The sequence below is a fragment of the Streptomyces luteogriseus genome, from assembly GCF_014205055.1.
GTDB classification, from domain to species: Bacteria; Actinomycetota; Actinomycetes; order Streptomycetales; family Streptomycetaceae; genus Streptomyces; species Streptomyces luteogriseus.
The window spans coordinates 1,353,025-1,379,989 of the sequence record NZ_JACHMS010000001.1 but is presented as its reverse complement, the minus strand read 5'-3'; the positions used below and the strand labels follow the sequence as shown (position 1 = coordinate 1,379,989).

Sequence of the window (26,965 nt, the reverse complement as noted above, 5' to 3'; positions counted from 1 at the left end):
GGGCTCCTCATGGTGCGACCACCGCGAACGCCTCGACCTCGATCAGGAACTCGGGCCGGACCAGCGCGGCGACCTGCACCGCCGAAGCGGCCGGCAGCCGGTCGTCGGGTATGTGCTCGGCGCGGGCCGCGCGGACGGCCGGCATATGGGCCATGTCCGTGACGAAGTAGGTGAGTTTGACGACGTCGTCGAAGGTCGCGCCGACGGCCGCCAGGCAGCGCCGGAGGTTCTCGAAGACCTGGCGCGCCTGCGCCGCCGGGTCGCCCTCGCCGACCAGCCGCCTGCGCTCGTCGATCGCGAGCTGACCGGCGATCGCCACGAAACGGCCGGTGCCGAGGACGACATGGCTGTACTGGGCCGCGGCGGCGACACCGTCGGGGGCGGGGATCCTCGTCAGCTCACTCATGGGTCCATGGTGGACCACGGGACCGACATCTCCCGCCCCCGACGCCCCGTCAGCGCTCAGCGGCGGAAGCCGAGCAGGCCGTGCAGCGCCGAGCCGTTCGACGGTGCCGACCCGGCCTTCGCCGACGCCGTTCCGGCCGCCGAGGGCTTCGGGTCCGGCAGCGCCTCGCACACCGCGTCCGCCTCGCCGAACCCGCGCGGCACGGTGCCGTCCTTCAGATACGCCGCCAGGTGCCGGTCCAGGCAGGCGTTCCCGCTCAGCGTGATGCCGTGGTTGCCGCCGCCCTCCTCGACCACCAGGCTGGAGCGGGCCAGCAGACGGTGCACGGTGACACCGCCCTCGTAGGGCGTAGCCGCGTCTCCGGTCGCCTGGAACAGCAGGGCCGGCGGCAGCTTGCCGTTGGCCACGTTCACCGGGCGCCGCGAATCCGTCGGCCAGAACGCGCACGGCGCGTTGTACCAGGCGTTGTTCCAGGTCATGAACGGGGCCTTCTCGTACACCGCCCAGTTGTCCTCGCGCCACCGCCGCCAGTCGCGCGCCCAGTCGGCGTCCCGGCACTGCACCGAGGTGTAGACGCTGTAGCCGTTGTCGCCGGAGGCGTCGACCGCGCCGAAGTCCTCGTACGCCTGGACCAGCGGCCCGGGGTCCTTGTCGTTCACGTACGCCGCGAACGCCTCGGCGAGGTGCGGCCAGTAGCCGTTGTAGTAGCCGCCCGGGATGAAGGTGTCCTCCAGTTCCGAGGCGCCCACCGTGCCGTCCGCCGGCTTCTTCGCGAGGGCCGTGCGCATCGCGTACCACGTGGCCTCGATCTTCTCCGGGTCGGTGCCCAGCCCGTACGTGGCGTCGTGCTCGGCGACCCAGGCCAGGAAGGCGCGGTGGCGGTCGTTGAAGGCCACGTCCTGGTTGAGATTGGCCTCGTACCAGACGTCCGTCGGGTCGACGACGGAGTCCAGGACCAGACGCCGGACCCGCTCGGGGAAGAACTTGGCGTAGACGGCGCCCAGGTAGGTGCCGTACGAGTAGCCGAAGTAGTTGATCTTCTTCGCGCCCAGGGCCTGCCGGATCGCGTCCATGTCGCGGACGGCGCCGGCGGTGTCGATGTACGGCAGGAGGTGCGCGTACTTCTTGCCGCAGGCGGCGGCGAAGGACCTGGCGCGGGCGAGGTTGGCCCGCTCGATCGCGGGCGTGGCCGGCAGGGAGTCCGGGCGGACCGGGCCGAAGTGGCCCGGCTTGCAGTCCAGCGCGGGCTTGCTCGCTCCCACGCCGCGCGGGTCGAAGCCGATCACGTCGTACTGGGCCGCGACCTTCGGGGGGAGCGAGGACGCGACGAACCCGGCGAGCGTCAGGCCGCTGCCGCCGGGACCGCCGGGGTTGACGAGCAGCGGGCCCTGGAAGGTCCGGGCGGTGTGCGGGACGCGGGACAGGGCGAGAGTGATCTTCTCCCCGTCCGGCCTGCGGTGGTCGAGCGGCACCTTCAGGGACGCGCACTGCAGCGTCGGGTGGTCCTCGGTGGCGCAGCTCTTCCAGGAGAGCTTCGCGGCGTGCGTGGTGGTGGTCCCGGTGCCGGGTGCGCTCGCCTCGGCGGGAACGGCCGTGAAGGTCCCGGCCATGACGGCGGCGCCGCACAGCGCGGCTGCGCGTTTTCTCATGGAGTCCTCCCAGGACGGCGGGATGGAGGACCGCGAGGGTCACCGTCCTCGCCGCATCGTCCCGGAAGCCCGTCCCGGAAGAACTCATTGCGTATAGCGCATGACCCGATTGGATCTTCAGATGCGCTCGAATGCCCGCAAGGGGGCGCAGATCTCGAACTCCTGGGGGAACGCGAAGTCTCCTGGGGAAGCCGAGTTCTCCTAGAGGAGCGAGAGTTGGGTCGGTCCCGTCACCGGCGGCTCCTCGGCCGCCTCGGCCGGCCGGATCCGCGGCGGCGTCTGCGCGCGCGTCGGCCCGATGCCGTACTCCTCGGCCAGCTCGTGGACCTGACGGGTGATCCGTCGCTGGTACCACTTCGGGGCGTAGGAGCCCTCCGCGTACAGCCGCTCGTACCGGGCCACCAGGTAGGGGTGGTGCTGTCCGAGCCAGGCCATGAACCACTCACGGGCGCCGGGCCGCAGATGCAGCACCAGCGGTGTCACGGACGTGGCGCCGGACGCCGCGATCGCCCGTACGGCGGCGCGCAGTTGGGCCGGCGTATCGCTCAGGAACGGGATCACCGGCGCCATCAGCACCCCGCAGCCGATGCCGTGCTCGGCCAGGGTGCGCACGACCTCCAGGCGCCGCTCCGGCGCGGGCGTGCCGGGCTCGACGGTGCGCCAGAGCTCCTGCTCGGTGAAGCCGACCGACACGGAGATGCCGACGTCGGTCACCTGCGCCGCCTGCGTGATCAGGTCCAGGTCACGCAGGATGAGCGTGCCCTTGGTCAGGATCGAGAAGGGGTTCGCGTGGTCGCGCAGCGCCGCGATGATGCCCGGCATCAGGCGGTAGCGGCCCTCGGCGCGCTGGTAGCAGTCGACGTTGGTGCCCATCGCGATGTGCTCGCCCTGCCAGCGGCGCGAGCCGAGCTGCCGGCGCAGCAGCTCCGGCGCGTTGGTCTTGACGACGATCTGGCTGTCGAAGCCCAGGCCCGTGTCGAGGTCCAGATAGCTGTGCGTCTTGCGCGCGAAGCAGTACACGCACGCGTGTGAGCAGCCCCGGTAGGGGTTGACCGTCCACTGGAACGACATCCGCGAGACGGCCGGCACCCGGTTGATGATCGAACGGGCCCGGATCTCGTGGAAGGTGATCCCGCGGAACTCCGGCGTGTCGAAGGTACGCGTGGTCACCGCGTCCGCGCCGAACAGCGCGGCATCGGCCCGGCTGTGTTCGGAGTCCGATGTGAGGTTCTCCCAGCGCATGACGCCTCCTCGGTAGCACTGACCACAGAATAGAACACATGTTCCCTTGATCGTGCGGGGGTGTTTTCCGAACGTGTTCGACCGGGTTGTGCCACCCCGATTTGGGGGGCCGGGCGGCGGGGTGGTTGGCTTGCCCCGACCCCCGAGCAACCAGTCCTGGAGGAAAGCGATGGCGCAGGTCGAGGCCACTACGGAGCGGATCGTCGCGGCGGACGCGGAGACGGTGTTCGACGCCCTCGCCGACTACAGCGGCACGCGTGCGAAGCTGCTGCCCGAGCAGTTCAGCGAGTACGAGGTCCGGGAGGGCGGTGACGGCGAGGGAACCCTCGTCCACTGGAAGCTCCAGGCCACCAGCAAGCGCGTGCGCGACTGCCTCCTGGAGGTCAGTGAGCCCACCGACGGTGAGTTGGTCGAGAAGGACCGCAACTCCTCCATGGTCACCACCTGGAGGGTCACCCCGGCCGGCGAGGGCAAGTCCCGGGTCGTGGTCACCACCACCTGGACCGGCGCCGGCGGCATCGGCGGCTTCTTCGAGAAGACCTTCGCACCCAAGGGTCTCGGCCGGATCTACGACGCGATGCTCACCAGGCTCGCCGCCGAGGTCGAGAAGTAGCCCGCCCCAAGACGCAAACCGGCAGGGGGTGTTGCGCCCCTCACCGGTTCGAGTGATCTCCGTGCGGCTCGCTCCTGTGCCGTAACTCGTCGCGCTTGCTCGTAGTTGTCGCTTTTACGCGGGAATTGCGCGGCAGCGCGACGAGGGGAGCGGTGAGTGGGCGGGATCACTCTGGCGCAGGACGAACCGGCGGTAGCGCCTCCCGAGACCCCCGCACCCCCGCCGGATCCGGACACCGGACCGAGCCCGCGCCGGGTGCGGTTGATCTTCTTCGCTCTCATGCAGGCCCTCCTCCTGGCCGCCCTGGAGCAGATGATCGTCGCCACCGCGCTGCCGAAGATCGTCGGTGAACTGCACGGCCTGGACCGGATGTCCTGGGCGATCACCGCCTACCTGCTCACCGCCACCGTCGGACTGCCGATCTACGGCAAGCTCGGCGATCTGCTCGGCCGCAAGGGCGTCTTCCAGTTCGCGATCGTCGTCTTCGTCGCCGGCTCCGCGCTCGCGGGCCGGGCTCAGACCATGGACCAGCTGATCGCCTTCCGCGCCCTGCAGGGCGTCGGCGCCGGCGGCCTCATGATCGGCGTCCAGGCGATCATCGCGGACATCGTGCCGCCCCGGCAGCGCGGCCGCTACATGGGCCTGATCGGCGCCGCCTTCGGCCTCGCCTCCGTGGCCGGACCGCTGCTCGGCGGTTACTTCACCGACCACCTCTCCTGGCGCTGGTGCTTCTACGTCAACGTCCCCTTCGGCCTGGTCACCCTGGCCGTCGTCGCCGTCACGCTGAAGCTCCCCAAGCCCGCCGCCAGGGGCCGGCTGGACGTCGTCGGCGCGCTGCTGCTGACCGCCGCCTCCACCTGCCTGGTCCTGCTGACCAGCTGGGGCGGCACCGAGTACGCCTGGGACTCGCGCATGATCCTCGGCCTCGCGGCCGGAGCGGCGGCGGCGACCGTCCTCTTCCTCGTCACCGAGCACTTCGCCGTCGAACCCCTCATCCCCCTCAGGCTGTTCAGGGACTCCGTGTTCAACGTCACCGGCCTGATCGGCCTGGTGATCGGGGCGGGACTGTTCGGCGCCGCCAGCTATCTGCCGACGTACCTGCAGATGGTCGACGGAGCCTCCGCCACCGAGTCGGGCCTGCTCATGCTGCCGATGACGGCCGGCATCGTCGGCGCCTCGATCATCGCCGGCCAGCTCATCAGCCACACCGGCCGCTACAAGGCCTACCCGATCCTCGGCGGCGCCCTCTCCGTCACCGGCATGTGGCTGCTGTCGCGCCTCGAGGTCGGCACGCCCCGGCTGCACTACAGCATCTGGATGGCCGTCCTCGGCGCCGGCATCGGCATGGTGATGCCGGTGCTGATCCTCGCCGTGCAGAACTCCGTGCGCCCCGCCGACCTCGGCACCGCCACCAGCGCCAACAACTACTTCCGGCAGATCGGCGGCAGCGTCGGAGCCGCCGTCTTCGGCACCCTGTTCGCCGACCGGCTCGCCGACGCCCTCGCCGACCGGCTCCCCCCGCGCGCGGGACTGCCGGACCCCGAGTCTCTCACCCCGCAGCTCGTGCACGCGCTGCCCCCGGCCGTGCGCGACGACTACATCCGGGCGTACGCCGACGCCATGCCGCGGATCTTCCTCTACCTGGTGCCGGTGCTCGTCCTCGGACTGGTCATCGCCCTCTTCCTCAAGGAGAAACCCCTGGTGTCCCACAACGCCCCCGTCACCGACCCGGACACGGCGCCCGGGAACGCCCACGTCCCGCAGGCCCGCGCCGCGCACACCGCCGGCGTGCCCGTGTGCGGCTCGGTACAGCACCACGACGGGACCGTCGTGCCCCGCGCGGCGCTCACCCTCATCGACGTCACCGGGCAGCAGACCGGACGCGGCGCGAGCGGCGAGGACGGGCGCTACGCGCTGGCCACCCCCGGCCCGGGGTCGTACGTGCTGATCGCCGCGGCCGGCGGTCACCAGCCGCAGGCGGTCACCGTGACCGTCGGCGAACGCCCCGTCGAGCTCGACATCGTCCTCGGTGGCGCCGGAAACCTGATCGGCACCGTGGTCACCGCCGACGGCACGCCCGTACGGGACGCCACCGTCACGCTCACCAACGTGCACGGCGAGGTCGTGGCCACCACCCGCAGCGGCCGGGAGGGCGGTTACGTCATCACCGCGCTCGTCGCCGGCGAGTACACCCTCGCGGCCAGTGCGCCCGCCTTCCGCCCGGCCGCGCTCCCCGTCACCGTTCAGGCCGCCCGCGAGACCCGCAGGGACATCGAACTGGCCGGCGGCGCCGTGCTGCGCGGCACCGTCCGGGCGGGCGGCGGCCGGCCCGTCGAGGACGCGCGCGTGACGCTGCTCGACGTGGCGGGCAACGTCGTCGACACCCTCACCACGGGCGCCGACGGCACGTTCCGCTTCGTCGACCTGTCCTCCGGGGAGTACACGGTCATCGCCGCCGGATACCCGCCCGTCGCCACCGTGCTCCAGGTCGCCGGAGGAGGCCGTACCGAGCGGGATCTCCAGCTCAGCCACGAGGACTGAACGGCCACCGGCCGCGGACCGAACGGGCAGCGGCGCGCGGGGTCGTACGCCGGTGCGAACCCCGCGCGGGCAATTCCCGCAATGCCTCACATCGCCACCGGCGGGAGCCGTACGGTGGAGACGCCGGCACAGATCTTGCGTCCGGGGGGAGAGAGGGCCTGGCCATGGACCATGGCACCGACAGGGCTGGACAGGACGCGGTCGCGGAACCCGCCGAGCCCGGCCGCGTCCCCCTGGCCGTCGTCGTGGTCGACCGCGACGGCCTCGTGTCCCACTGGAGCCGCGGCGCACGGCGCCTGTTCGGCGTCCCCAAGGAAGAGGCGATCGGCCGCACGGCCCTCGACCTGCTCCCCGTCTCCGGCGCCCTGCCCGACGAGCGGGACACCACCCCCTACGCCGCCGGCGACGGCCTCGGCCCCGACCTCGAATCCTCCCTCGACGGCGGGCTCTCCTACCCGGCCGCGGGCCGCGCCCGGCTCACCGCGTCCGGGGACGGCCGGGTCGACGTCCTGTGGTGGGCCTACCCGCTGGTTGGTCCCGGACCCGAGCGGCTGCTCGTGCTGGCCGCCGACGCCGAGGGACTGCGCGCGGGCGACGGGGCGTGCGAGCGGATCGCGCCCGGCTTCGCGCTGCACACCGACTTCCCCGGGGCGGAGGACCTCGCCCGCAGGCTCCCCGAGATCCTGCCCAGCATGAGCGTCGGCGACAGCGCCCGTATCGTCGCGCAGATCCTCGAACTCGGCTACCCCATCCTGGAGTTCAGCCAGAACGACCGGGTGCCTGTCACCCCCGACTGGGGCGTGGCCCGGCGCGCCGAACGCAAGGCCCGCCGCGAGCGGGCCGCGCGGGCCCTGGCCGCCGGCGAACCCGTGCCGGCGGACCTGTGGGACGAGGGCGAGGACCTCGAGTACGCCGCCGTCCGTGAGCGCCTGGAGTTCCTCAACGAGGTCAGCGGCCGCATCGGCACCTCCCTCGACCTGTCCCGCACGATCGTCGAGGTCAGCAAGGCCGTCGTGCCCCGCTTCACCGATGTCGCCGGGACGTACCTGCGGGAACAGGTCGTCGCCGGCGAGGGGTTCGAGGACGGCGTGCCCGACACCACCACGATGTGGCACCGGGTCGCCCTGGAGCACACCGACGAACCGGGCCGCTGGGACGACGTCGTCCCCGTCGGCGAGGCCATGCCGTTCCCGGCGCACACGCCGTTCTTCCAGTGCATGACCAGCGGCGAACCCGTCCTCGTGCCGCGCATCAGCGAGGAGATGGGGCACGCCATCGCCGCGCAGTTCGAGAAGCGCGACATCCGGCCCCTCATCACCGGCCGCTCGATGCTGGTCGTGCCGCTGAAGGCACGCAACGTCGTCCTGGGCTTCATGATCCTGCTGCGGCACCCGGAGCGGCCCGTCTTCAACGACATGGACCGCGTCACCGGCGCCGAACTCGCCGCCCGCGCGGGTCTCGTGCTGGACAACGCGCGCATGTACACCTTCCAGGAGAACGTCGCCGAGACGCTCCAGGACAGCATGCTCCCGCACATCCCGCCCCGCATGGCCGGCTGCGACATCGCCACCCGCTATCTGCCGGGCACGCTGCTCGGGCGGGTCGGCGGCGACTGGTTCGACGCGGTGAAACTGCACGGCGGGCGCACGGCCCTCGTCGTCGGCGACGTCATGGGCCACGGTCTGAACTCGGCCGCGATGATGGGCCAGTTGCGGACGGCCGTGCAGACCATGGCCGGGCTCGACCTGCCGCCCGCCCAGCTGCTGCGCAACCTCGACGATCTCGCACAGCGCCTCGGCGACAACTACCTCGCCACCTGCCTCTACGCCGTCTACGACCCGATCGCGAGCGAGCTCAGGCTCGCCAACGCCGGGCACATCCCGCCCGTCCTGGTCCGCGCCGACGACGGCCGCAGCGAACTGCTGGACCTGCCCACGGGCGCGCCCATCGGTGTCGGAGGGGTGCCCTTCGAGGCCGTTCGCGTGCGCGTGGAGCCCGGCGACCGGCTGGTGATGTGCACCGACGGACTGGTCGAGGTGCGCGGCGAGGACATCGGGGTGGGCCTCGCGACGCTCTGCGAGTCGGCCGCGCACCCGGCCGCCTCCATGGACGACGCCTGCGACACCATCATCCGCGCCCTGGCTGTGACATTTTCAGAAGCGGGCCGCGGCGGCCGCAAGGACGACGTGGCGCTGCTGATGGCTCGCCTCAACGGCATCGAGCCGGACGACGTGGCCGAGTGGCGCCTCGCCCTCGACCCGGCCGAAGTGGGCCGGGCCCGCGCGGCGGTCCGCGAGCAACTGCACGACTGGGGCCTGGCGAAGCTCGTCGGGCCCGCCGAGCTGATGGCCGGCGAACTCGTCACCAACGCCGTACGGCACTCCCACGCCCGGCCGGTCGCGCTGCGTCTGGTCCGTGGCGACACCCTGCTGTGCGAGGTGGACGACGACGACCACGAGCTGCCGACCCTGCTCAGCGCGGGCCCGCTCGACGAGGCGGGACGCGGACTGCGCGTGGTCAGCACGCTGTCGCGCGAGTGGGGGACCAGCCGGACCGGCACCGGCAAGACGGTCTGGTTCGAGCTGACGCTGCCGCGCCGCTGAACACCCCCGGGCCGAACGGGGCGTGAAGGTGCGTGCCGTCTTCTTGTGGCCGGGGCCGGGGCGCGATACACCGGACCCGCCCGCCGCATGGCGGGATTCGTTCGCACCCTGGGGAGTGGGCCATGAGCGTGACGAGTCGGTACCGGGAGGCGTGGGAGGCGTTCTGGCGGGAGGCGCCCGCCGAACCGGGGGCGGTGTTCTGGGATGCGGAACCGGTCCTGACCGCGGGGCCGCATCTCGCCCTGTTCGAGCCGTACCTGGCCGATCCCGCCCTGCCGCTGGTGGACCTCGGCTGCGGCAACGGCACCCAGACCCGCTACCTCGCCGACCGCTTCCCGAGGGTCCTGGGTGTCGACCTGTCCGCCGCGGCCCTCGATCACGCCCGGCGGGCCGACCCGGCGGGGCAGGTCGCCTACCGGCAGCTGGACGCCGCAGAGAAGGACGAGGTCCAGGCTCTGCACGCGGAACTCGGCGACACCAACGTCTATGTGCGGGGCGTCCTGCACCAGTGCGATCCGGACGACCGGCAGACGCTGATCGACGGCATCGCCACGCTGGTCGGCGACCGCGGCCGGGTCTGTCTGGTGGAACTCTCCGGCGCCGCCAAGCCGGTGCTGATGGGCTTGGCGGGTGGCCCCGAAGGCCCGCCGCCCAAGCTCGCTCCCGTGTTCCGGCACGGCCTCGCGCCCGCCGAGGTCGCGGACGAGGCCGTGCCCGAGTATCTGCGCTCGGCCGGCCTCGCCGTCCTGGCGAGTGGCCGTGCGCCGCTGAAGACCACGGAGTACCGCCCCGACGGCACGCGCATCGAGCTGCCGTCCACCTGGCTGGTGGCGGGGCGCACGGCCTGAGCCGGGCGGTCGGGGGCGAGGGGCAGGAGACGGTCTGGCGGGCGGTGAATTTGTCGGTGTACGGTCACCTTCCTCGTCCGTGCACCCGCCTCGCCCCCGCGGAGGACCGCCATGCCGATGCCCTGGTTACGGATGATGGCCGCGTCAGCGGTCTCGACGGTGCTGATCGGCACGAGCGCCGTCACGACCGCGGCCGCGCCGGACCCTCGCGGAGTACGGGACAGCGTGCACACCGCCGGGCGGATCAAGGCCTCCGGAGACGTGCTCCAGTACAGCTGGCCCGGCGTCTACTTCGAGGGCCGGATCCGGGGCACCGGCGTGGGCGTCGTGCTCGACGATCCGGCCGCCGACTACGACGTCCAGGTCGACGGGTCCACCGTCGCGACCCTCGTCACGCCCGGGAAGACCACCCACTGGGTCAGGGGCCTGCGCGACGGCGAGCACACCGTCCGGCTCGTCAAGCGCAACGACACCCCGTGGAACACCAGCTCCTTCGGTGGCTTCGTCGCCGCACCCGGCGGTGCCGTCCTGACCCGGCCCGCCGCGCACAGCCGCCAGATCGAGTTCATCGGCGACTCCCTCACGGCCGGCTACGGCAACCTCTCCCCCTCGCGCGACTGCGACGGCGAGCAGCTCAAGCGCACCACGAACGCCGACGTGAGCTACGGCGCCCTCACCGCCCGGGGGCTGCGCGCCGACTACCAGCTCAACGCGTACTCGGGCCAGGGCATGGTGCGCAACTACAACGGCGGCTCGCCGGAGGTGAACTACCGCACCTTCTACGACCGTGCGCTGCTGAACGTGCCCGGCGACGTCTGGCAGAACCCCGGTACCTGGCGGCCGCAGCTCGTGGTGGTCCACCTCGGTACGAACGACTTCTCCACCCCGGTCAACCCGGGCGAGCCCTGGACGGACGAGAGCCTCGCCGCCGCCTACCGCAGCGCCTACAGCGGTTTCCTCGCGAAGCTGCGGCAGCGTTACGGGGCCTCGACCACCCTCCTGGCCGTCGGTACGGGCCCGTTCGCCGGCCATGTCGATCACGTCGTCCGGGAACGCGCCGGCGCGGGCGACCGCCGGGTCCGCTACTGGCCTCTCGACACCTCCGGCCTGGACTACACGGGCTGCCACTGGCACTACTCGGCCCGTGACCACCGGCTGCTGGCCGACCGTCTCACGGCATTCGTCGCCGACCTGCCGATCCGTTGGTGACCACCTCGTAGCCGGTTCCGGCCGCGGCGCGTAACGTGACGAACCATGAAGATCTCCGCCCTGGACGGCTCGTCATGAGAATCCTCATCAGCGCCGACATGGAGGGCGCCACCGGCGTCACCTGGCCCGACGACGTGGTGCCGGGCGCCTCCCAGTGGGAGCGCTGCCGGTCGCTGTTCACCTCCGACGTCAACGCCGCCGTGCTCGGCTTCCACGACGGCGGCGCCGACGAGGTGATCATCAACGAGGCGCACTGGTCGATGCGCAACCTGCTGCTGGAGCAGCTCGACGACCGCGCCCAGCTGCTCACGGGCCGGCACAAGACGCTGTCCATGGTCGAGGGCGTGCAGCACGGCGACGTCGACGGCATCGCGTTCGTCGGCTACCACGCGGGCGCCGGCATGGAGGGCGTCCTCGCGCACACCTACCTCGCCAACTCGATCACGGGCGTGTGGCTGAACGACGTACGGGCGAGCGAGGGGCTGCTCAACGCGCATGTCGTCGCCGAGTACGGCGTGCCGGTCGTGCTGGTCACCGGGGACGACGTCGCCTGCGAGGACGCGCTCGGGTACGCGCCGGAGGCGCTGAAGGTCGCCGTGAAGGACCATGTGTCGCGCTACGCGGCCGTGTGCCGCACGCCCGGTCGCACCGCGGCCGACATCCGGGCGGCGGCCAAGGAGGCCGCCGCTCTGGCGGTGCGTCACGAACCCGTGCACGGCGGTCCGTTCACCGTGGCCGTGGAGTTCGACGCCGAGCACCTGGCGATGGCCGCCACCGTCGTCCCGGGTGTGGAACGCATCGGTGAGCGGAAGGTGGCGTACACGAGCGGGACCATGTACGAGGGCATCCGCGCCTTCAAGGCGGTCACCACGATCGTCTCGGCCGCGGTGGAGGAGCAGTATGGCTGAGCAGGTGGACGAGCAGGCGCTGGACGAGGTCGTGACGTACACGTCCGACCTCATCCGGATCGACACCACCAACCGGGGCGGGGGCGACTGCCGGGAGCGGCCCGCCGCCGAGTACGCCGCCGCCCGGCTCGCCGACGCCGGGATCGAGCCGACCCTGCTGGAGCGCGCCGAGGGGCGGACCAACGTCGTCGCCCGGATCGAGGGCACCGACCCCTCGGCCGGCGCCCTGCTGCTCCACGGCCATCTCGACGTCGTGCCCGCCGCGGCCGCCGACTGGAGCGTGCATCCGTTCTCCGGGGAGATCCGCGACGGGGTCGTCTGGGGGCGCGGCGCCGTCGACATGAAGAACATGGACGCGATGATCCTGGCCGTCGTACGCGGCTGGGCACGGCAGGGTGTCCGGCCCCGCCGGGACGTCGTCATCGCGTTCACCGCCGACGAGGAGGCCAGCGCCGTGGACGGCTCCGGGTTCCTCGCCGACCGGCACCCCGGTCTGTTCGAGGGCTGCACCGAAGGCATCAGCGAGTCGGGCGCCTTCACCTTCCACGACGGTGCCGGGCGGCAGATCTATCCGATCGCCGCCGGGGAACGCGGCACCGCCTGGCTGAAGCTCACCGCCCGCGGACGTGCCGGGCACGGCTCCAAGGTCAACCGCGACAACGCCGTCACCCGGCTCGCGGCCGCCATCGCGCGGATCGGCGCCCACGAGTGGCCGCTCAGGCTGACCCCGACCGTGCGCGCCGCCCTCACCGAACTCGCCGCGCTCTACGGCATCGAGACCGACCTCACCGACGTGGACGCGCTGCTGGAGAAGCTCGGACCGGCCGCGAAGCTCGTCGAGCCGACCCTGCGCAACAGCGCCAACCCGACCATGCTGGACGCGGGTTACAAGATCAACGTCATCCCGGGCGAGGCCGTCGCGCACGTGGACGGCCGCTTCATGCCCGGCGGCGAGGAGGAGTTCCGCACCACCCTCGACCGCCTCACCGGGCCGGACGTGGACTGGGAGTTCCACCACCGCGAGGTCGCCCTGGAGTCGCCGGTGGACTCGGCGACCTTCGCGGGCATGCGCTCCGCCATCGAGGAGTTCGCGCCCGAGGGGCACGTCGTTCCGTTCTGCATGTCCGGCGGCACCGACGCCAAGCAGTTCTCCCGCCTCGGCATCACCGGCTACGGCTTCACCCCGCTGAAGCTGCCGGACGGCTACGACTACGCGGCCATGTTCCACGGGGTCGACGAACGGGTACCGGTCGAGGCGCTGCACTTCGGTGTCCGCGTACTCGACCGGTTCCTGCGGACGGCCTAGGAGAGTGGGGGAGACGGTGCGGACGCTGGCCTACGGGGCGTGGCCCTCGCCCATCGACGCGGCCCTGACCGCCGCGCACGACGGGCACCCGGAGTACGTGGGTTTCGTCGGCGACGAAGTGTGGTGGACCGAGCCGCGCCCCGCCGAGAGCGGCCGGCGCACCCTGGTGCGCCGGCACGCCGACGGCCGGGAGGAGTCGCTGCTGCCCGCGCCGTGGAACGTGCGCAGCCGGGTCATCGAGTACGGCGGGCACCCGTGGGCCGCCGTCGCGCGTGACACCGGACCGCTCGTGGTGTTCGTGAACTTCGCCGACCAGCGGCTGTACCGCTGCGAGCCGGGCGGAGAACCCCGGCCGCTCACCCCCGTGTCGCCCGTGGGTGCCGGCCTGCGCTGGGCCGAGCCGCTGCCGCTGCCCGAGCGGGGCGAAGTGTGGTGCGTGCTGGAGGAGTTCACCGGCGACGGACCCACCGACGTGCGCCGGGTCCTGGCCGCCGTCCCGCTGGACGGCTCCGCCGCCGAGGACCGGGACGCCGTACGGGAACTGACCGACGGGCGGCACCGGTTCGTGACCGGACCGAAGCTCTCGCCCGACGGGCGGCGGGCCGCCTGGCTCGCCTGGGAGCATCCCCGCATGCCGTGGGACGGCACCGAGCTGCTCCTCGCCGACGTCACCACCGACGGCGCCCTGCGCGACGCCCGGACCGTGGCCGGAGGGCCCGGCGAGGCCATCGCCCAGGTCGACTGGACCCACGACGGCCGTCTGCTCTACGCGAGCGACCGTTCCGGCTGGTGGAACCTCTACCTGGACGGGGAGCGGGTGTGCCCGCGCGAGGAGGAGTTCGGCGGGGCCCTGTGGAAGCTGGGTTCGCGATGGTTCACCCCGCTGGAGAGCGGTCTGGTCGCCGTCGTGCACGGCCGGGGCGCCACCGCACTCGGCATCCTGGACCCCGAGACCGGCGAGGTCGTCGACGCGGCCGGACCCTGGACCGAGTTCGCCCCCACCCTCGCCGCCCACGGCGAACGGGTCGTCGCCGTCGGGGCCAGCCCGCGCAGCGCCTACGAGGTCGTCGAACTGGACGCCCGCACCGGCCGGGCCCGGGTCGTCGGCGCCGAGCACGACGACGCCGTCGATCCCGCCTACTACCCCGAGCCGCAGATCCGCACCTTCACCGGCCCCGACGGGCGCGACATCCACGCCCACATCTACCCGCCGCACCACCCCGGCTGCGTCGCGCCCGGCGACGAGCTGCCGCCCTACGTCGTCTGGGCGCACGGCGGGCCCACCGGCCGCGCACCGCTGGTGCTCGACCTTGAGATCGCCTACTTCACCTCGCGCGGCATCGGCGTCGCCGAGGTCAACTACGGCGGCTCCACGGGGTACGGCCGCCCCTACCGGGAGCGGCTGCGCGAGCAGTGGGGCGTGGTGGACGTCGAGGACTGCGCCGCCGTCGCCCTGGCCCTCGCCGACGAGGGCACCGCCGACCGCGGCCGGCTCGCCGTCAGGGGCGGCAGCGCGGGCGGCTGGACCGCCGCCGCCTCGCTCACCACCACCGACGTCTACGCCTGCGGCACCGTCAAGTACCCGATCCTGGACCTGGCCGGCTGGGGCACGGGGGAGACCCATGACTTCGAGTCGCGGTACCTGGAGGGCCTCATCGGGCCGCTCGCCGAGGTGCCCGCCCGGTACGCGGAGCGCTCGCCCGCCGCCCACGCCGACCGCCTCACCGTGCCGTTCCTGCTGCTCCAGGGCCTGGAAGACGTGATCTGCCCGCCCGTCCAGTGCGAGCGGTTCCTGGCCCGGCTGGAGGGCCGGAAGGTGCCGCACGCGTATCTCGCCTTCGAGGGGGAGGGGCACGGGTTCCGCAGGGCGGAGACCATGGTGCGCGCCCTGGAGGCCGAACTCTCCCTCTACGCCCAGGTGTTCCGCCTGGACCCGCCCGGCATCCCCACCCTGGAGCTCAGCAAGTGAACCCGTTGGTACGACCTCCCCGGCTCGCCCCCGGCGCCCGTGTCGCCGTCGTCGCGCCCAGTGGCCCCGTGCCCGAGGAGCGCCTCCAGGCGGGGCTGGACATTCTGCGCGGCTGGGACCTCGACCCCGTGGTGATGCCCCATGTGCTGGGCAGACACCGGGAGTTGGACTACCTGGCCGGCACGGACGAGCAGCGCGCCGCCGACCTCCGGGCCGCCTGGTGCGATCCGTCCGTCGCGGCCGTGCTGTGCGCCCGGGGCGGGTACGGGGCGCAGCGCATGGTCGATCTGCTCGACTGGGAGGCGATGCGGACGGCGGGCCCCAAGGTGTTCGCCGGGTTCAGCGACGTCACCGTCCTGCACCAGGCCTTCGCCACCCGCCTGGGCCTGGTCACGCTGTACGGACCCGCGGCCGCCGGCGTCGACTTCCTCAAGAACGCCCGGGCCCAGGAGCACCTGCGGGCCACCCTCTTCGAGCCGGAGTCCGTGCGGACCGTCACGGCCGCGCCCCCGGGTGCGGCACTGGTCCCGGGCCGAGCCCGGGGGGTCACCCTGGGCGGTTGCCTGAGTCTGCTCGCGAGCGACCTTGGCACCCCGCACGCCCACCCCGGGGCGCGGGGCGGGCTGTTGCTGGTGGAGGACATCGGGGAAAGCCCGTACCGCGTGGACCGATACCTCACCCAACTCCTGCGCACCGGCTGGCTCGACGGGGTCGCCGGGATCGTCCTCGGATCCTGGGCGGGGTGCGGCCCGTACGGGGAGCTGCGCGTGGTCCTCGCCGACCGGCTCGGCGGCCTTGGTGTCCCGGTCGTGGAGGAGTTCGGGTTCGGGCACGGTGAGGGTGCGCTGACCATGCCCCTCGGGGTCGGGGCCGAACTGAACGCCGAGGCGGGCACGTTGACGCTGGACGAACCGGCCCTGAGCTGAGCGGCCCGCTACTGAAATCCTGTCAAGAAACCCTCGTTTCGGTGATTGACGGCTCCTGACACGTGTCACACGATGACAACCGGCCGGTACCTACTGGTCGGTATCCGGGTTGCCCTCACCGTGGAGGTCCGTGTGTCCCGACGCGTGCCCAGAACCCGCGCACTCCTCGCTCTCGCTCTGGGTGCCGCCCTGGCCGTGCCCCTCACCCCACCCGCCACCGCCGCCGACGCCTACACCGTCACGCCGCTGAAGTTCACCGTGCGGGCGGGCGGCCGCACCTGCACGGTCGACGCCGACCTGTACCGTCCCGCCGGCGCGGACAGCGACCACCCGGCGCCCGCCGTGCTCGGCACGAACGGCTTCGGCGGCAGCAAGGCGGACGGCTCGACGGACACCATCGGCAAGGCCTTCGCCCAGCGCGGCTACGTCTCGCTCGTCTACTCCGGGCTCGGCTTCGGCCGCAGCGGCTGCCTCGTCTCCCTCGACGACCCGGACATCGACGGTGCCGCCGCCTCCCGGCTGGTCGACTTCCTGGGCGGCACCCGCGCCGCCGACGACGGCACCACCGCCGACTTCGTCACCCGTGACGCCCCCGGCGACCCGCGCGTCGGCATGATCGGCGGCTCCTACGGCGGCGCAGTCCAGCTCGCCACGGCCTCCGTCGACCACCGCCTGGACGCGCTCGTCCCGATGATCACCTGGAACGACCTGGCGTATTCGCTCGCCCCCGACAACGCCGTCGGCAGCGGCAGCGTCCCGGGCGTCTTCAAATGGCAGTGGACGAACGGCTTCTACTTCATCGGCGAGGGCCAGCCGCTGCTGGAGCCGAGCCTCGACCCGTCCCGCATCAACTCCCTGGCCTGTCTGCACTTCGTCACCGAGGCCTGCCGCACGGTCCACACCCTCAACTCCGGCAGCTACCCCGCCGACCGGACCGCCGAGCTGCTGGCCTACGCGCGCCGTGTCTCCCCGGTGTCGTACCTCCACCGCGTGGACACGCCCACCCTGCTGGTCCAAGGACAGGCCGACACCCTGTTCAACCTAAACGAGGCCACGGCGACGTACCGGACGCTCAAGGCCCAGGGCACGCCCGTCAAGATGATCTGGCAGTCCTGGGGCCACAGCGGAGGCCTCACCGGACCGGCCACCGGCGAACTGGACCTGTCCCAGGGCAACCTGGAGACCAGTTACGTCGGTCGGCGGGTCCTCGCCTGGTTCGACCGCCATCTGCGCAAGCAGACCCACGTCGACACCGGCCCGGCCTTCGCCTACCACCGTGACTGGATCACCGACCCCGACCGCACCTACGCCACCGCGAACCGCCTCCCCACCCTCGGCCACACCCTGTACCTCTCCGGCGACGGGAAACTCGTAGAGCACCGGAGCGAGGTGGCCCGAGGCAGCCGCGGCTACACCAACTGGCTGACCCCCACGAGCCATTCGGAGAGCTCGCTGGCCGGACTCATCGGCCTGCCGGACACGCCGCCGCGCGACACCAAGGGCACGTACCTCGACTGGACGAGCGCGCCGCTCGAGCGCCCCCTCGACGTCGTCGGCGCACCCCGGGCCACGCTCAAGGTCGTCTCCCCGAAGGCCGAACGCGAGCAGAACTCCGCCGACGCGGCCGACAAGCTCGTCCTGTTCGCCAAGCTCTACGACGTCGCCCCCGACGGCACCCGCACCCTGGTGCGCCGCCTGGTCGCGCCGGTGCGGGTCCCGGACGTCACCAAGCGCTTCACCGTCACCCTGCCCGGCATCGTGCACCGCTACGAGACCGGGCACCGGCTGCGGTTCGTGATCGCCGCGAGCGACGACGCGTACTTCGGCAACCGGGGGATCAAGCCGGTGACCGTGGTCAGCGGGCCGGGCGACACCGAGGCACTGCGGCTGCCGGTCGCCGGCCCCTGACCCCCGACTGGGGAGACACAGGTGGCGCGGTTACTGTGACGGGGTGCCGCACCACGCATCCCGCCACCTCGCCGAAGGCCCCCGGGTGGGGATTCGCCACTTCACCTACGAGGACGGTGCCGAGTTCACCGCCCGCGCCCGGGAGAGCAAGGACCTGCACCAGCCGTGGCTCTTCCCGCCCACCACGACGCAGGCCTACACCGCCTACGCGGGCCGGCTGATCGAGGACCCGTCCAAAACCGGATTCCTGGTCTGCGACAAGAGCGACGGGGCCATCGGCGGGTTCATCAACATCAACAACATCGTCGAGGGCGGCTTCCAGTCCGGCGCCCTGGGCTACGGGGCCTTCGCGCACGCCGCCGGGCGGGGGCTGATGCGCGAAGGGCTGGACCTCGTCGTGCGGTACGCGTTCGGCCCGATGCGGCTGCACCGGCTGGAGATCAACGTCCAGCCGGGCAACGCAGCGTCGATCGCCCTGGCCCGCGGCTGCGGCTTCCGCCTGGAGGGCTTCTCGCAGAAGATGCTCTTCGTCGACGGGGCCTGGCGTGACCACGAACGCTGGGCGATCACCACCGAGATGATCACTCCGCCGGGCCGGGACTGAGCCCCGGCGGCGACGCCTACGCCTGGCGGTCCACGTACTCGTAGACCGAGCCGTCCGGATGCAGGGCGATCAGGTTGCGGCCCGCCGGTGAGGCGATGGGGCCCGCCACGATGTGGGCTCCCAGTTCGGTCAGCACCTTGTGGGTCTCCTCGACATCCGTCACCGCGATCGTCGCGGCGACCTTGCGCAGCACCTCGAGTTCGGCCGGGGGGCCGCTCATCAGCAGGAAGCAGCCGATCGCCGCCACCTGGACACCTCCCCGCTCGAAGCGCTGGGCTCTGCCGCCCGCCAGCCGCTCGTAGAAGGGGATCGCGGTCTCGAGGTCGTCGACGCAGACGCGCAGTGTGGCACCCAGAATCTCCATGCCACCGAGCCTAGTTACGGGAAGGGGGGCGAGGGTACCCGGCCGGGCATGAAGCCGTTGGATCACCTGGAGCATCTGGACAAGCATCTCGTCGACGAGCTGGCACAGGTGGCGCGCGAGACCGTGCGGGACGAACTGCGCGAGCAGACGCGCAGGCAGCGCCGCAAGGCCGCGCTGTACGCCGCGTCCGGCGCGCTGGCCCTGTACGCAGGCGCGGCCCTCGCGCTCGCCGTGGGACTGGCTCTCGCCCTCGGCCTGCCCGACTGGGCGGCCGCGCTGATCACCGCCGTGGTCCTGGGGGTCCTGGCCTACGTGCTGCGCGGCATGGCCCGGCCGTCCCGGCCGGGCCCGGACCACGCGTCCGGCACGGCACCGGGCGGGGACAGCGCCCGTCGGACCGCGGCCGGGGCGGCCGACGGCATGCCGTACCCGCCCGTGCCCCCGGCCCCGCCCGCCGGAGCGGCCACCCCCGGCCCCGTGCCCCCCCGGCCGTCGGAGGCCCCGGACGTACCCCACCGCAGGGCGTGATACCGGGTGCGCAAGGAAGCGACATCGCACGAGCGCGGCCGTGTGGTCGTGGTGACCGGAGCCAGCGGCGGGGTCGGACGGGCCACCGTCCGGGCCTTCGCCGCCCGCGGCGACAAGGTCGCCCTGCTCGCCCGCGGGCGTGAGGGACTCGCCGCCGCGGCGGACGAGGTCGAGCGCGCCGGCGGCGAGGCGCTCGTCATCGGCGTCGACGTCTCCGACGCCAAGGCCGTCGACGACGCCGCCCAGCAGGTCATCGACGCGTACGGCCACATCGACGTCTGGGTCAACAACGCCTTCACCGGAGTGTTCGCGCCGTTCACGGAAGTCACCCCGGACGAGTTCCGGCGCGTGACCGAAGTGACCTACCTGGGCTATGTGTTCGGCACCCGCGCCGCCCTGCGCCACATGCTGCCGCGCGACCGCGGCACGATCGTGCAGGTCGGCTCCGCGCTCGCCTACCGGGGCATTCCCCTGCAGGCGGCGTACTGCGGGGCCAAGCACGCGATCCAAGGGTTCAACGAGTCGCTGCGCTGCGAGCTGCTGCACGCGCGCAGCGGGGTGCGGACGACGATGGTGCAGTTGCCGGGCCTCAACACCCCGCAGTTCGACTGGGTGCTGAACCGGATGCCCGGGCGGGCACGGCCCGTGGCGCCGGTGTACCAGCCGGAGGTCGCGGCCCGGGCGATCGTGCACGCGGCGTCGCACGCGCGGCGCCGGGAGTACTGGGTGGGCGGCTCCACCGCCGCGACGCTCATCGCCAACGCCGTGGTCCCCGGGCTGCTCGACCGCTACCTGGCCCGCACCAATGTCGACGCGCAGCAGGAGGCGGGCCGGCCCGACGGTCCCGCGAACCTCTGGTCGCCGGCGGACGGCCCGCACGGCCGGGACTTCGGCGCACACGGACGCTTCGACGACGAGTCCACCGGCGACAGCCCGCAGCAGTGGCTGTCGCGCAACCGCGGCCGGCTGGGCGCGGCCCTCACCGCGGGAGCGGGCGTCCTGGCGGCACGCAGGCTGGCGGGACTCGTCCGCCGCTAGTCCACTGCGCACCGGCGGCGACGTCCGCCCGCTGTGCGCCGGCGGCGGCGCCCTCGCCCTCCTCGGCGTCATCGAGGAAGCGGAGCAGCACGGCCGCTTCCGCGCGCAGCCGACCGGCCCGGTCGGCATGCGCGGCGGCGGTCAAGTGGGTGGCCGCCTCCAGCCGCTCGGCGGCCTCGGCCCGTTCGATCTCCGCCTCGGCCCGTTCGATCTCCGCCGCGTCCCGCTCGATGTCCGCCGTGTCCCGCTCGATGTCCGCCGTGTCCCGCTCACTGGCCTCGCGACGCGCGGCTTCGGCATGCGGGCGACTCCAGGCGTCCCGGTCCGCCTCCCGCCCGGGACGTCACACGGCCTGCTGGAGCTGCGGCAGCACCTTCGTGCGGTAGAAGTCGAAGAAGCCGCGCAGGTCCGGGCCGATCTGGTTCACATAGACCCGGTCGAAACCCGCGTCGGCGAACTGCTTCAGCTCCGCCACGTGCTCGTCCAGGTCGTCGCCGCACACCCGGTTCCCGCGCACCATGTCCTCGGTGACGAGCTGCTGCGCCTGCTCGAAGTGCTTGGGGGAGGGCAGCACCTGGCCGAGCTCGCCCGGCAGCTGCTCGTTGGCCCAGAGCCGGTGGACGGTCCGTACGGCCTCGTCCTTGTCGGTGTCGTAGCAGACCTTGGTGCCGCCGCTGACGAGCTTTCCGCCGCCCCCGCCCTTGCGGTACTGCTCCACCATCGCCTCGTCCGGCGACACGGTGATGTAGCCGTCGCCCACACGGGACGCGAGCTGCGTCGCGGCCGGGCCGAAGCCGGAGATGTCGATCGGGATCGGCTCGTCCGGGACGGTGTACAGCCTGGCGTTCTCGACCGTGTAGTGCGGTCCGTGGTGGTTCACCTCCTCGCCGGTGAACAGCCGGCGCATCACCTGGATCGCCTCCTCCAGCATGTCCAGCCGCACGTGGGCCGGCGGCCAGTGATCGCCCAGGATGTGCTCGTTGAGCGCCTCGCCGGAGCCGACGCCGAGCCGGAAGCGGTTGTTCGTCATCACCGCGCTGGTCGCCGCGGCGTGCGCCACCACCGCCGGGTGCATGCGCACGGTGGGGCAGGTCACGGCCGTCTCGATCGGCAGGGACACGGCCTCGGAGAGCGCGCCGATCACCGACCACACGAACGGGCTCTGGCCCTGCTCGTCGTTCCACGGGTGGTAGTGGTCCGAGATCCACAGCGCCTGGAAACCGGCCTGTTCGGCCATCCGCGCCTGCTCGATCAGCTCGGCGGGTCCGTACTGCTCACACGAGAGGAAGTATCCGTACTCGGGCATGGGGGAGTGCCTCCGCGACGTCGGCGGTCCGTATCCCGCACCGGGTACCCGGGCGCGGGGTCGGAAACCGGCGGCGTGCGGGGGAGCGCGCGCCCCGGCCGGGGTTTGGGTGCCCTGGCCAGGGGGACGCGGAAGGCTCCCGAGCTACGCGACAGCGCCGGAGGCGAGCGACCGTGAGTCGACCCCGCATCCTGATCGTCGGTGCCGGCTTCGCCGGCTTCCGCACGGCCCGCACCCTGTCCCGGCTCACCCGGGGCCGGGCCCACATCACCCTGCTGAACCCGACCGACTACTTCCTGTACCTGCCCCTGCTGCCCCAGGTCGCCGCCGGCATCCTGGAGCCCCGCCGGGTCACGGTCTCCCTCTCGGACTCGCTGCCGGACGTCCGGCTGGTGCTGGGCGAGGCCGACCGGATCGACCTCGACGACCGGACGCTGCACTACACCGGCCCCGAGGGGGAGGGCGGCACCCTCGCCTACGACCGACTGGTGCTCGCCGCGGGCAGCGTCAACAAGCTGCTGCCGATCCCCGGGGTCGCCGAGCACGCGCACGGCTTCCGGGGCCTTCCCGAGGCGCTGTACCTGCGTGACCACGTGACCCGGCAGGTGGAACTCGCGGCGTCCGCGGACGATGCCAGGACGTGCGCCGCGCGGTGCACCTTCGTCGTGGTCGGCGCGGGATACACCGGCACGGAGGTCGCCGCGCACGGGCAGATGTTCACCGACGCGCAGGTGCGCAAGCACCCGCTGCGGCGGGGCATGCGGCCGCGCTGGATGCTGCTGGACGTGGCGCCGCGGGTGCTGCCCGAGATGGACGGGAAGCTGTCCGCCACCGCCGACCGGGTGCTGCGGCAGCGGGGTGTGGACGTGCGCATGGGGACCTCCGTGAAGGAGGCCACGCACGACGGGGTCCTGCTGACCGACGGCGAGTTCGTCGAGAGCCGGACGCTGGTGTGGTGCGTGGGCGTGCGTCCCGACCCACTGGTCGAGTCCCTCGGGCTGCCCATGGAGAAGGGGCGGCTGCTCGTCGACCCGCATCTGCGGGTGCCGGGTCGGCCGGAGCTGTTCGCCTGCGGCGACGTGGCCGCCGTACCCGATCTGTCGAATCCGGGGAGCTATACGCCGATGACCGCGCAGCACGCCTGGCGGCACGGCAAGGTCGCGGCGGAGAACGTCGCCGCGTCGCTCGGTCTCGGCGGGGCGCGCACGCCGTACCGTCACCGCGATCTGGGCTTCGTCGTCGACCTGGGCGGGGCGAAAGCCGCTGCCAACCCGCTCGGCGTGGCTCTGTCCGGCGTACCCGCGGGTGCGGTGACGCGGGGTTACCACCTCGCCGCGATGCCCGGCAACCGCGTGCGGGTCGCGGCCGACTGGCTGCTGGACGCCGTACTGCCGCGCCAGGCCGTGCAGTTGGGGCTCGTACGGTCCTGGTCGGTGCCGCTGGACACGTCGTCGCCCGAGGTGGCCCGGGTGCCGGGCGGGCCCGGGCGAGGGCAGGACACGAGCGCCCGGTCCGGGCCGGGGGCGGCGCTCGCGGCCGACACCGGCGACGGGGGCACCGGCGCCGGAGGGCCGGGCCCTGCCCGGCCCGACGATGAGCCCGCGAAGGGGCGGCCCGGATCCGGGGCGACGCAGGTACGGCCCGGATCCGGGGCCGCGCAGCCACGCTCCGAGTGGGAAACGGCGAAGGGCCGCCCGGCCACGGGCCGACCCGGCTCCGGGTCCGCGGAGTTGCGCTCGGAGGCCGAGACGGCGAAGGGCCGCCCGGCCGCGGGACCCCGCGGCGAGCTGTCCAGGAACCAGGCGGGTGGTGAGCCGGCGAGGAATCAGCCCCGCGGCGAACCGGGCAAGAACCAGGCGGGTGGTGTGCCCGCCAGGAATGAGCCAGGCGGTGTGTCCGCCAGGAATGAGCCTGGTGGTGAGCCTGCCAAGAACCAGCCTGGTGGTGAGCCTGCCAAGAACCAGCCCGGTGGTGAGCCTGCCAAGAACCAGCCCGGTGGTGAGCCTGCCAAGAACCAGCCCGGTGGTGAGCCCGCCAAGAACCAGCCCGGTGGTGAGCCTGCCAAGAACCAGCCCGCCCCCGGACCACCCCCGCCCGGCCGGCCGTCTGCGGGCCACCCTGCCCCCGGCCCGGTCAAACGAACCGACGTCACGGAAGACTCCGCGAAAGGAGACTCATGAACACCGGTGAACTCACCGACCTCGGACAGCAGCTGCGAGTGGACAGTGTCCGCGCCGCCGCCGCGGCGGGCTCCGGGCACCCGACGTCCTCGATGTCCGCGGCCGACCTGATGGCCGTCCTGCTCGCGCACCACCTCCGCTACGACTTCGACCGCCCCGCCCACCCCGGCAACGACCGCTTCGTCCTCTCCAAGGGCCACGCCTCCCCACTGCTGTACTCCGCGTACAAGGCGGCCGGCGCCATCGACGACGAGGAACTGCTCACCTTCCGCAAGCTGGGCAGCCGCCTCGAAGGGCACCCCACCCCGCAGCGCCTGCCGTGGGTCGAGACGGCCACCGGGTCACTTGGGCAGGGCCTGCCCGTCGGAGTCGGCATCGCGCTGGCCGGCAAGCGGCTCGACCGCACCGGCTACCGCACCTGGGTGCTGTGCGGCGACAGCGAGCTGGCCGAGGGATCCGTGTGGGAGGCCGCCGAGCACGCCGGGTACGAGCACCTGGACAACCTCACCGTGATCGTCGACGTCAACCGGCTCGGCCAGCGCGGCCCCACCCGGCACGGCCACGACCTGGACGCCTACGCCCGCCGCTTCCAGGCCTTCGACTGGCACACCATCGAGGTCGACGGCCACGACGTGGACGCCGTCGACCGCGCCTATGGCGAGGCCGCGTCCACCAAGGGCCAGCCCACCGCGATCCTCGCCCGCACGCTCAAGGGCAAGGGCGTCGAGGGCGTCCAGGACCGTGAGGGCCTGCACGGCAAGCCGCTGCCGGAGGCCGAGGAGGCCATCACCGCACTCGGCGGCCCGCGCGACATCCGGGTTCAGGTGCAGGAACCGCCCGCCGCCCGCATGCTGCACTCCGTCCACACCGGGGACTTCGAGCTCCCGAGGTGGGACAAGGGCGAGGAGGTCGCCACCCGCAACGCCTTCGGCGAGGCGCTCACCGCCCTCGGCACCGGCCGCGGCGACATCGTCGCCCTGGACGGCGAGGTCGGCGACTCCACCCGCGCCGAGTTCTTCGCCAAGGAGCACCCCGACCGCTACTTCGAGTGCTACATCGCCGAGCAGCAGCTGGTCGCCTCGGCCGTCGGCCTCGCGTCCCGCGGCTGGGTGCCGTACGCGGCCACGTTCGCGGCGTTCCTGACCCGGGCCTACGACTTCGTACGGATGGCTTCCGTCAGCGGCGCCGGCATCAACCTCGTCGGCTCACACGCGGGTGTCGCCATCGGCGAGGACGGGCCCAGCCAGATGGGCCTGGAGGACCTGGCGATGATGCGGGCGGTGCACGGCTCGACCGTGCTGTACCCGTGCGACGCCAACCAGACCGCGCGGCTCGTCGGCGCGATGGCCGGACTGGAGGGCGTCCGCTACCTGCGCACCTCGCGCGGCGAGAGCCCGGTGATCTACGGCCCCGACGAGGAGTTCCCGGTCGGCGGCAGCAAGGTGCTGCGCTCCTCCGGCCAGGACCGCCTGACCCTCGTCGCGGCGGGCGTCACCGTGCACGAGGCACTGGCCGCCGCCGAGGCACTGGAGCAGGAGGGCATCGCGGTGCGGGTGATCGACCTGTACTCCGTGAAGCCCGTCGACCGGGCCACCCTGCGCCGGGCCGCCGAGGAGACCGGCTGCCTGGTGACCGTGGAGGACCACCACCCCGAGGGCGGCATCGGCGACGCGATCCTCGACGCCTTCACCGACGGGCGTCCCGTACCGCGCCTGGTGCGGCTCGGCGTGCGGACCATGCCGGGCTCGGCGTCCCCGGAGGAGCAGCTGCGCGCCTCGGGCATCGACGCGGAGTCCATCGCGGCGGCCGGGCGGCTGCTGGTGGAGGAGGCGGTCGTGCGGTGAGCGGCGGCGACGGCACACGCAGGGTGCGGGCGGGCCGCCGCACGGTGGAGGTGCACCGGCCGGACAAGGTGCTCTTCCCCGGCGGCGGCGACGCCAAGGAGTACACCAAGGGCGACCTGGTGGACTTCTACCGGGCCGTGGCGCCCTTCATGCTGCCGCACCTGCGCGGCCGGCCGCTGATGCTGGAGCGGCATCCGGACGGCCTCGACGGGCCCACGTTCATGCAGAAGAACACTCCCGACCACTACCCGGAGTGGATCACCCGCGTCGAGCTGGCCAAGGAGGGCGGCACCGTCTGCCACGCCGTGTGCGACGACACCGCCACCCTGCTCTACCTGGCCGACCAGGCGAGCATCACCCTGCACCGCTGGCTGTCCCGCACCGGCAGTGTCGACCACCCCGACCGGCTGGTCTTCGACCTCGACCCGGCGGGCGACGACTTCGAGGCCGTGCGCGAGGCCGCCCGGCTGCTCGGGGAGCTGCTCGACGAGCTGGAACTGCCCTCGGCGCTGATGACCACGGGCTCGCGCGGGCTGCACGTGATCGTGCCCCTGAACGGTCGCCACGACTTCGACGAGGTACGCGCCTTCGCCCGGGACGTCGCCGACACCCTCGCCGCCGCGCACCCCGACCGGCTCACCACCGCCGCCCGCAAGAAGGAGCGCGGCGAGCGGCTCTATCTCGACATCCAGCGCAACGCCTACGCCCAGACCGCCGTCGCGCCCTACACGGTCCGGCCCCGCCCGGGTGCGCCGGTGGCCACCCCCATCACCTGGGGCCAGCTCGACGAGCCGGAGCTGAACGCCCGCCGCTGGACCATCGCCGACGCCGTCGAGCAGGCCCGCACCCATCCCTGGTCAGGTCTGCTGAACCGCGGCCGGGCGCTGGGGCCGGCCCGGCGGCGGCTGATCGCCCTGCGCGGCTGAAGCGCCCCGCCTTCGGCCTGGCGAGTGGCAGATGCATGCATCCGTAG

Annotated in this window: 21 protein-coding genes; 16 read left to right on the top strand and 5 right to left on the bottom strand. The window is 72.8% G+C overall.

Features of this window, described 5'->3' with window-relative positions; genetic code table 11:
* Positions 1–7: 7 nt before the first annotated feature.
* The 3 genes from BJ965_RS06340 to BJ965_RS06330 form a co-directional block, all read right to left on the bottom strand.
* The gene (locus tag BJ965_RS06340) at positions 8–406 is read right to left on the bottom strand and encodes a RidA family protein (RefSeq protein ID WP_184907768.1); all 399 of its coding nucleotides are present in this window, start codon (positions 404–406) and stop codon (positions 8–10) included.
* Positions 407–462: 56 nt separating this feature from the next.
* On the bottom strand, positions 463–2,055 hold the full coding sequence (locus tag BJ965_RS06335; RefSeq protein ID WP_184907767.1) for an alpha/beta hydrolase: 1,593 nt from the start codon (positions 2,053–2,055) through the stop codon (positions 463–465).
* A 201-nt stretch (positions 2,056–2,256) separates the two neighbouring features.
* Positions 2,257–3,297 carry an Rv2578c family radical SAM protein gene (locus BJ965_RS06330; RefSeq protein ID WP_184907766.1) on the bottom strand — a complete coding sequence of 347 codons (1,041 nt, stop codon included), beginning with the start codon at positions 3,295–3,297 and terminating at the stop codon, positions 2,257–2,259.
* Between the two features lie 169 nt (positions 3,298–3,466).
* On the opposite strand from BJ965_RS06330, the gene BJ965_RS06325 reads away from it, so the two are divergent.
* From BJ965_RS06325 to BJ965_RS06275, 11 genes are all read left to right on the top strand, one after another.
* The gene (locus BJ965_RS06325; protein ID WP_184907765.1) at positions 3,467–3,910 is read left to right on the top strand and encodes an SRPBCC family protein; all 444 of its coding nucleotides are present in this window, start codon (positions 3,467–3,469) and stop codon (positions 3,908–3,910) included.
* Between the two features lie 156 nt (positions 3,911–4,066).
* The gene (locus tag BJ965_RS06320; RefSeq protein ID WP_184907764.1) at positions 4,067–6,451 is read left to right on the top strand and encodes an MFS transporter; all 2,385 of its coding nucleotides are present in this window, start codon (positions 4,067–4,069) and stop codon (positions 6,449–6,451) included.
* Positions 6,452–6,615: 164 nt separating this feature from the next.
* Entirely contained in the window at positions 6,616–9,054 is a 2,439-nt protein-coding gene (locus BJ965_RS06315; protein WP_184907763.1) for an ATP-binding SpoIIE family protein phosphatase, read from the top strand.
* Between the two features lie 122 nt (positions 9,055–9,176).
* The gene (locus BJ965_RS06310) at positions 9,177–9,902 is read left to right on the top strand and encodes a class I SAM-dependent methyltransferase (RefSeq protein WP_184907762.1); all 726 of its coding nucleotides are present in this window, start codon (positions 9,177–9,179) and stop codon (positions 9,900–9,902) included.
* A 117-nt stretch (positions 9,903–10,019) separates the two neighbouring features.
* Positions 10,020–11,111, top strand: coding sequence for an SGNH/GDSL hydrolase family protein (locus BJ965_RS06305; RefSeq protein WP_246545844.1), 1,092 nt, complete (start codon positions 10,020–10,022; stop codon positions 11,109–11,111).
* Positions 11,112–11,185: 74 nt separating this feature from the next.
* Positions 11,186–12,019, top strand: a complete 834-nt coding sequence (locus BJ965_RS06300) for a M55 family metallopeptidase (protein WP_184907761.1) — start codon at positions 11,186–11,188, stop codon at positions 12,017–12,019.
* Positions 12,012–13,325, top strand: coding sequence for a M20/M25/M40 family metallo-hydrolase (locus tag BJ965_RS06295; RefSeq protein WP_184907760.1), 1,314 nt, complete (start codon positions 12,012–12,014; stop codon positions 13,323–13,325). Before BJ965_RS06300 ends, BJ965_RS06295 begins: the two co-directional genes overlap by 8 nt.
* Positions 13,326–13,329: 4 nt before the next feature.
* Complete coding sequence (locus tag BJ965_RS06290) at positions 13,330–15,294, top strand: prolyl oligopeptidase family serine peptidase (protein WP_184907759.1); 1,965 nt, start codon at positions 13,330–13,332, stop codon at positions 15,292–15,294.
* Positions 15,291–16,220 carry a S66 peptidase family protein gene (locus BJ965_RS06285; protein WP_184907758.1) on the top strand — a complete coding sequence of 310 codons (930 nt, stop codon included), beginning with the start codon at positions 15,291–15,293 and terminating at the stop codon, positions 16,218–16,220. Before BJ965_RS06290 ends, BJ965_RS06285 begins: the two co-directional genes overlap by 4 nt.
* Positions 16,221–16,352: 132 nt before the next feature.
* The gene (locus BJ965_RS06280) at positions 16,353–18,128 is read left to right on the top strand and encodes a CocE/NonD family hydrolase (protein ID WP_313666735.1); all 1,776 of its coding nucleotides are present in this window, start codon (positions 16,353–16,355) and stop codon (positions 18,126–18,128) included.
* 43 nt (positions 18,129–18,171) lie between these two features.
* On the top strand, positions 18,172–18,732 hold the full coding sequence (locus BJ965_RS06275; RefSeq protein WP_184907756.1) for a GNAT family N-acetyltransferase: 561 nt from the start codon (positions 18,172–18,174) through the stop codon (positions 18,730–18,732).
* 16 nt (positions 18,733–18,748) lie between these two features.
* On the opposite strand, the gene BJ965_RS06270 is transcribed toward BJ965_RS06275, so the two are convergent.
* On the bottom strand, positions 18,749–19,096 hold the full coding sequence (locus BJ965_RS06270; RefSeq protein WP_184907755.1) for a VOC family protein: 348 nt from the start codon (positions 19,094–19,096) through the stop codon (positions 18,749–18,751).
* A gap of 48 nt (positions 19,097–19,144) precedes the next feature.
* On the opposite strand from BJ965_RS06270, the gene BJ965_RS06265 reads away from it, so the two are divergent.
* Positions 19,145–19,624, top strand: a complete 480-nt coding sequence (locus tag BJ965_RS06265) for a phage holin family protein (RefSeq protein ID WP_184907754.1) — start codon at positions 19,145–19,147, stop codon at positions 19,622–19,624.
* Between the two features lie 6 nt (positions 19,625–19,630).
* Positions 19,631–20,662 carry an SDR family oxidoreductase gene (locus tag BJ965_RS06260; RefSeq protein ID WP_184907753.1) on the top strand — a complete coding sequence of 344 codons (1,032 nt, stop codon included), beginning with the start codon at positions 19,631–19,633 and terminating at the stop codon, positions 20,660–20,662.
* A 343-nt stretch (positions 20,663–21,005) separates the two neighbouring features.
* Here BJ965_RS06260 and BJ965_RS06255 read toward each other — a convergent pair whose 3' ends face one another.
* Positions 21,006–21,968: a TIGR03557 family F420-dependent LLM class oxidoreductase gene (locus tag BJ965_RS06255; RefSeq protein ID WP_184907752.1), complete on the bottom strand. Its 963-nt coding sequence runs from the start codon at positions 21,966–21,968 to the stop codon at positions 21,006–21,008.
* 173 nt (positions 21,969–22,141) lie between these two features.
* Between BJ965_RS06255 and BJ965_RS06250 the strand changes: the two genes are divergently transcribed.
* Genes BJ965_RS06250 through ligD form a run of 3 tightly spaced genes read left to right on the top strand, consistent with a single transcriptional unit; the run spans position 22,142 to position 26,918 of the window.
* Positions 22,142–24,148, top strand: a complete 2,007-nt coding sequence (locus tag BJ965_RS06250; protein WP_184907751.1) for an FAD-dependent oxidoreductase — start codon at positions 22,142–22,144, stop codon at positions 24,146–24,148.
* The gene (locus tag BJ965_RS06245; protein ID WP_184907750.1) at positions 24,145–25,992 is read left to right on the top strand and encodes a transketolase; all 1,848 of its coding nucleotides are present in this window, start codon (positions 24,145–24,147) and stop codon (positions 25,990–25,992) included. Before BJ965_RS06250 ends, BJ965_RS06245 begins: the two co-directional genes overlap by 4 nt.
* The gene (gene ligD / locus BJ965_RS06240) at positions 25,989–26,918 is read left to right on the top strand and encodes a non-homologous end-joining DNA ligase (protein WP_184907749.1); all 930 of its coding nucleotides are present in this window, start codon (positions 25,989–25,991) and stop codon (positions 26,916–26,918) included. The genes BJ965_RS06245 and ligD overlap by 4 nt, the downstream gene beginning before the upstream one ends.
* Positions 26,919–26,965 lie beyond the last annotated feature (47 nt).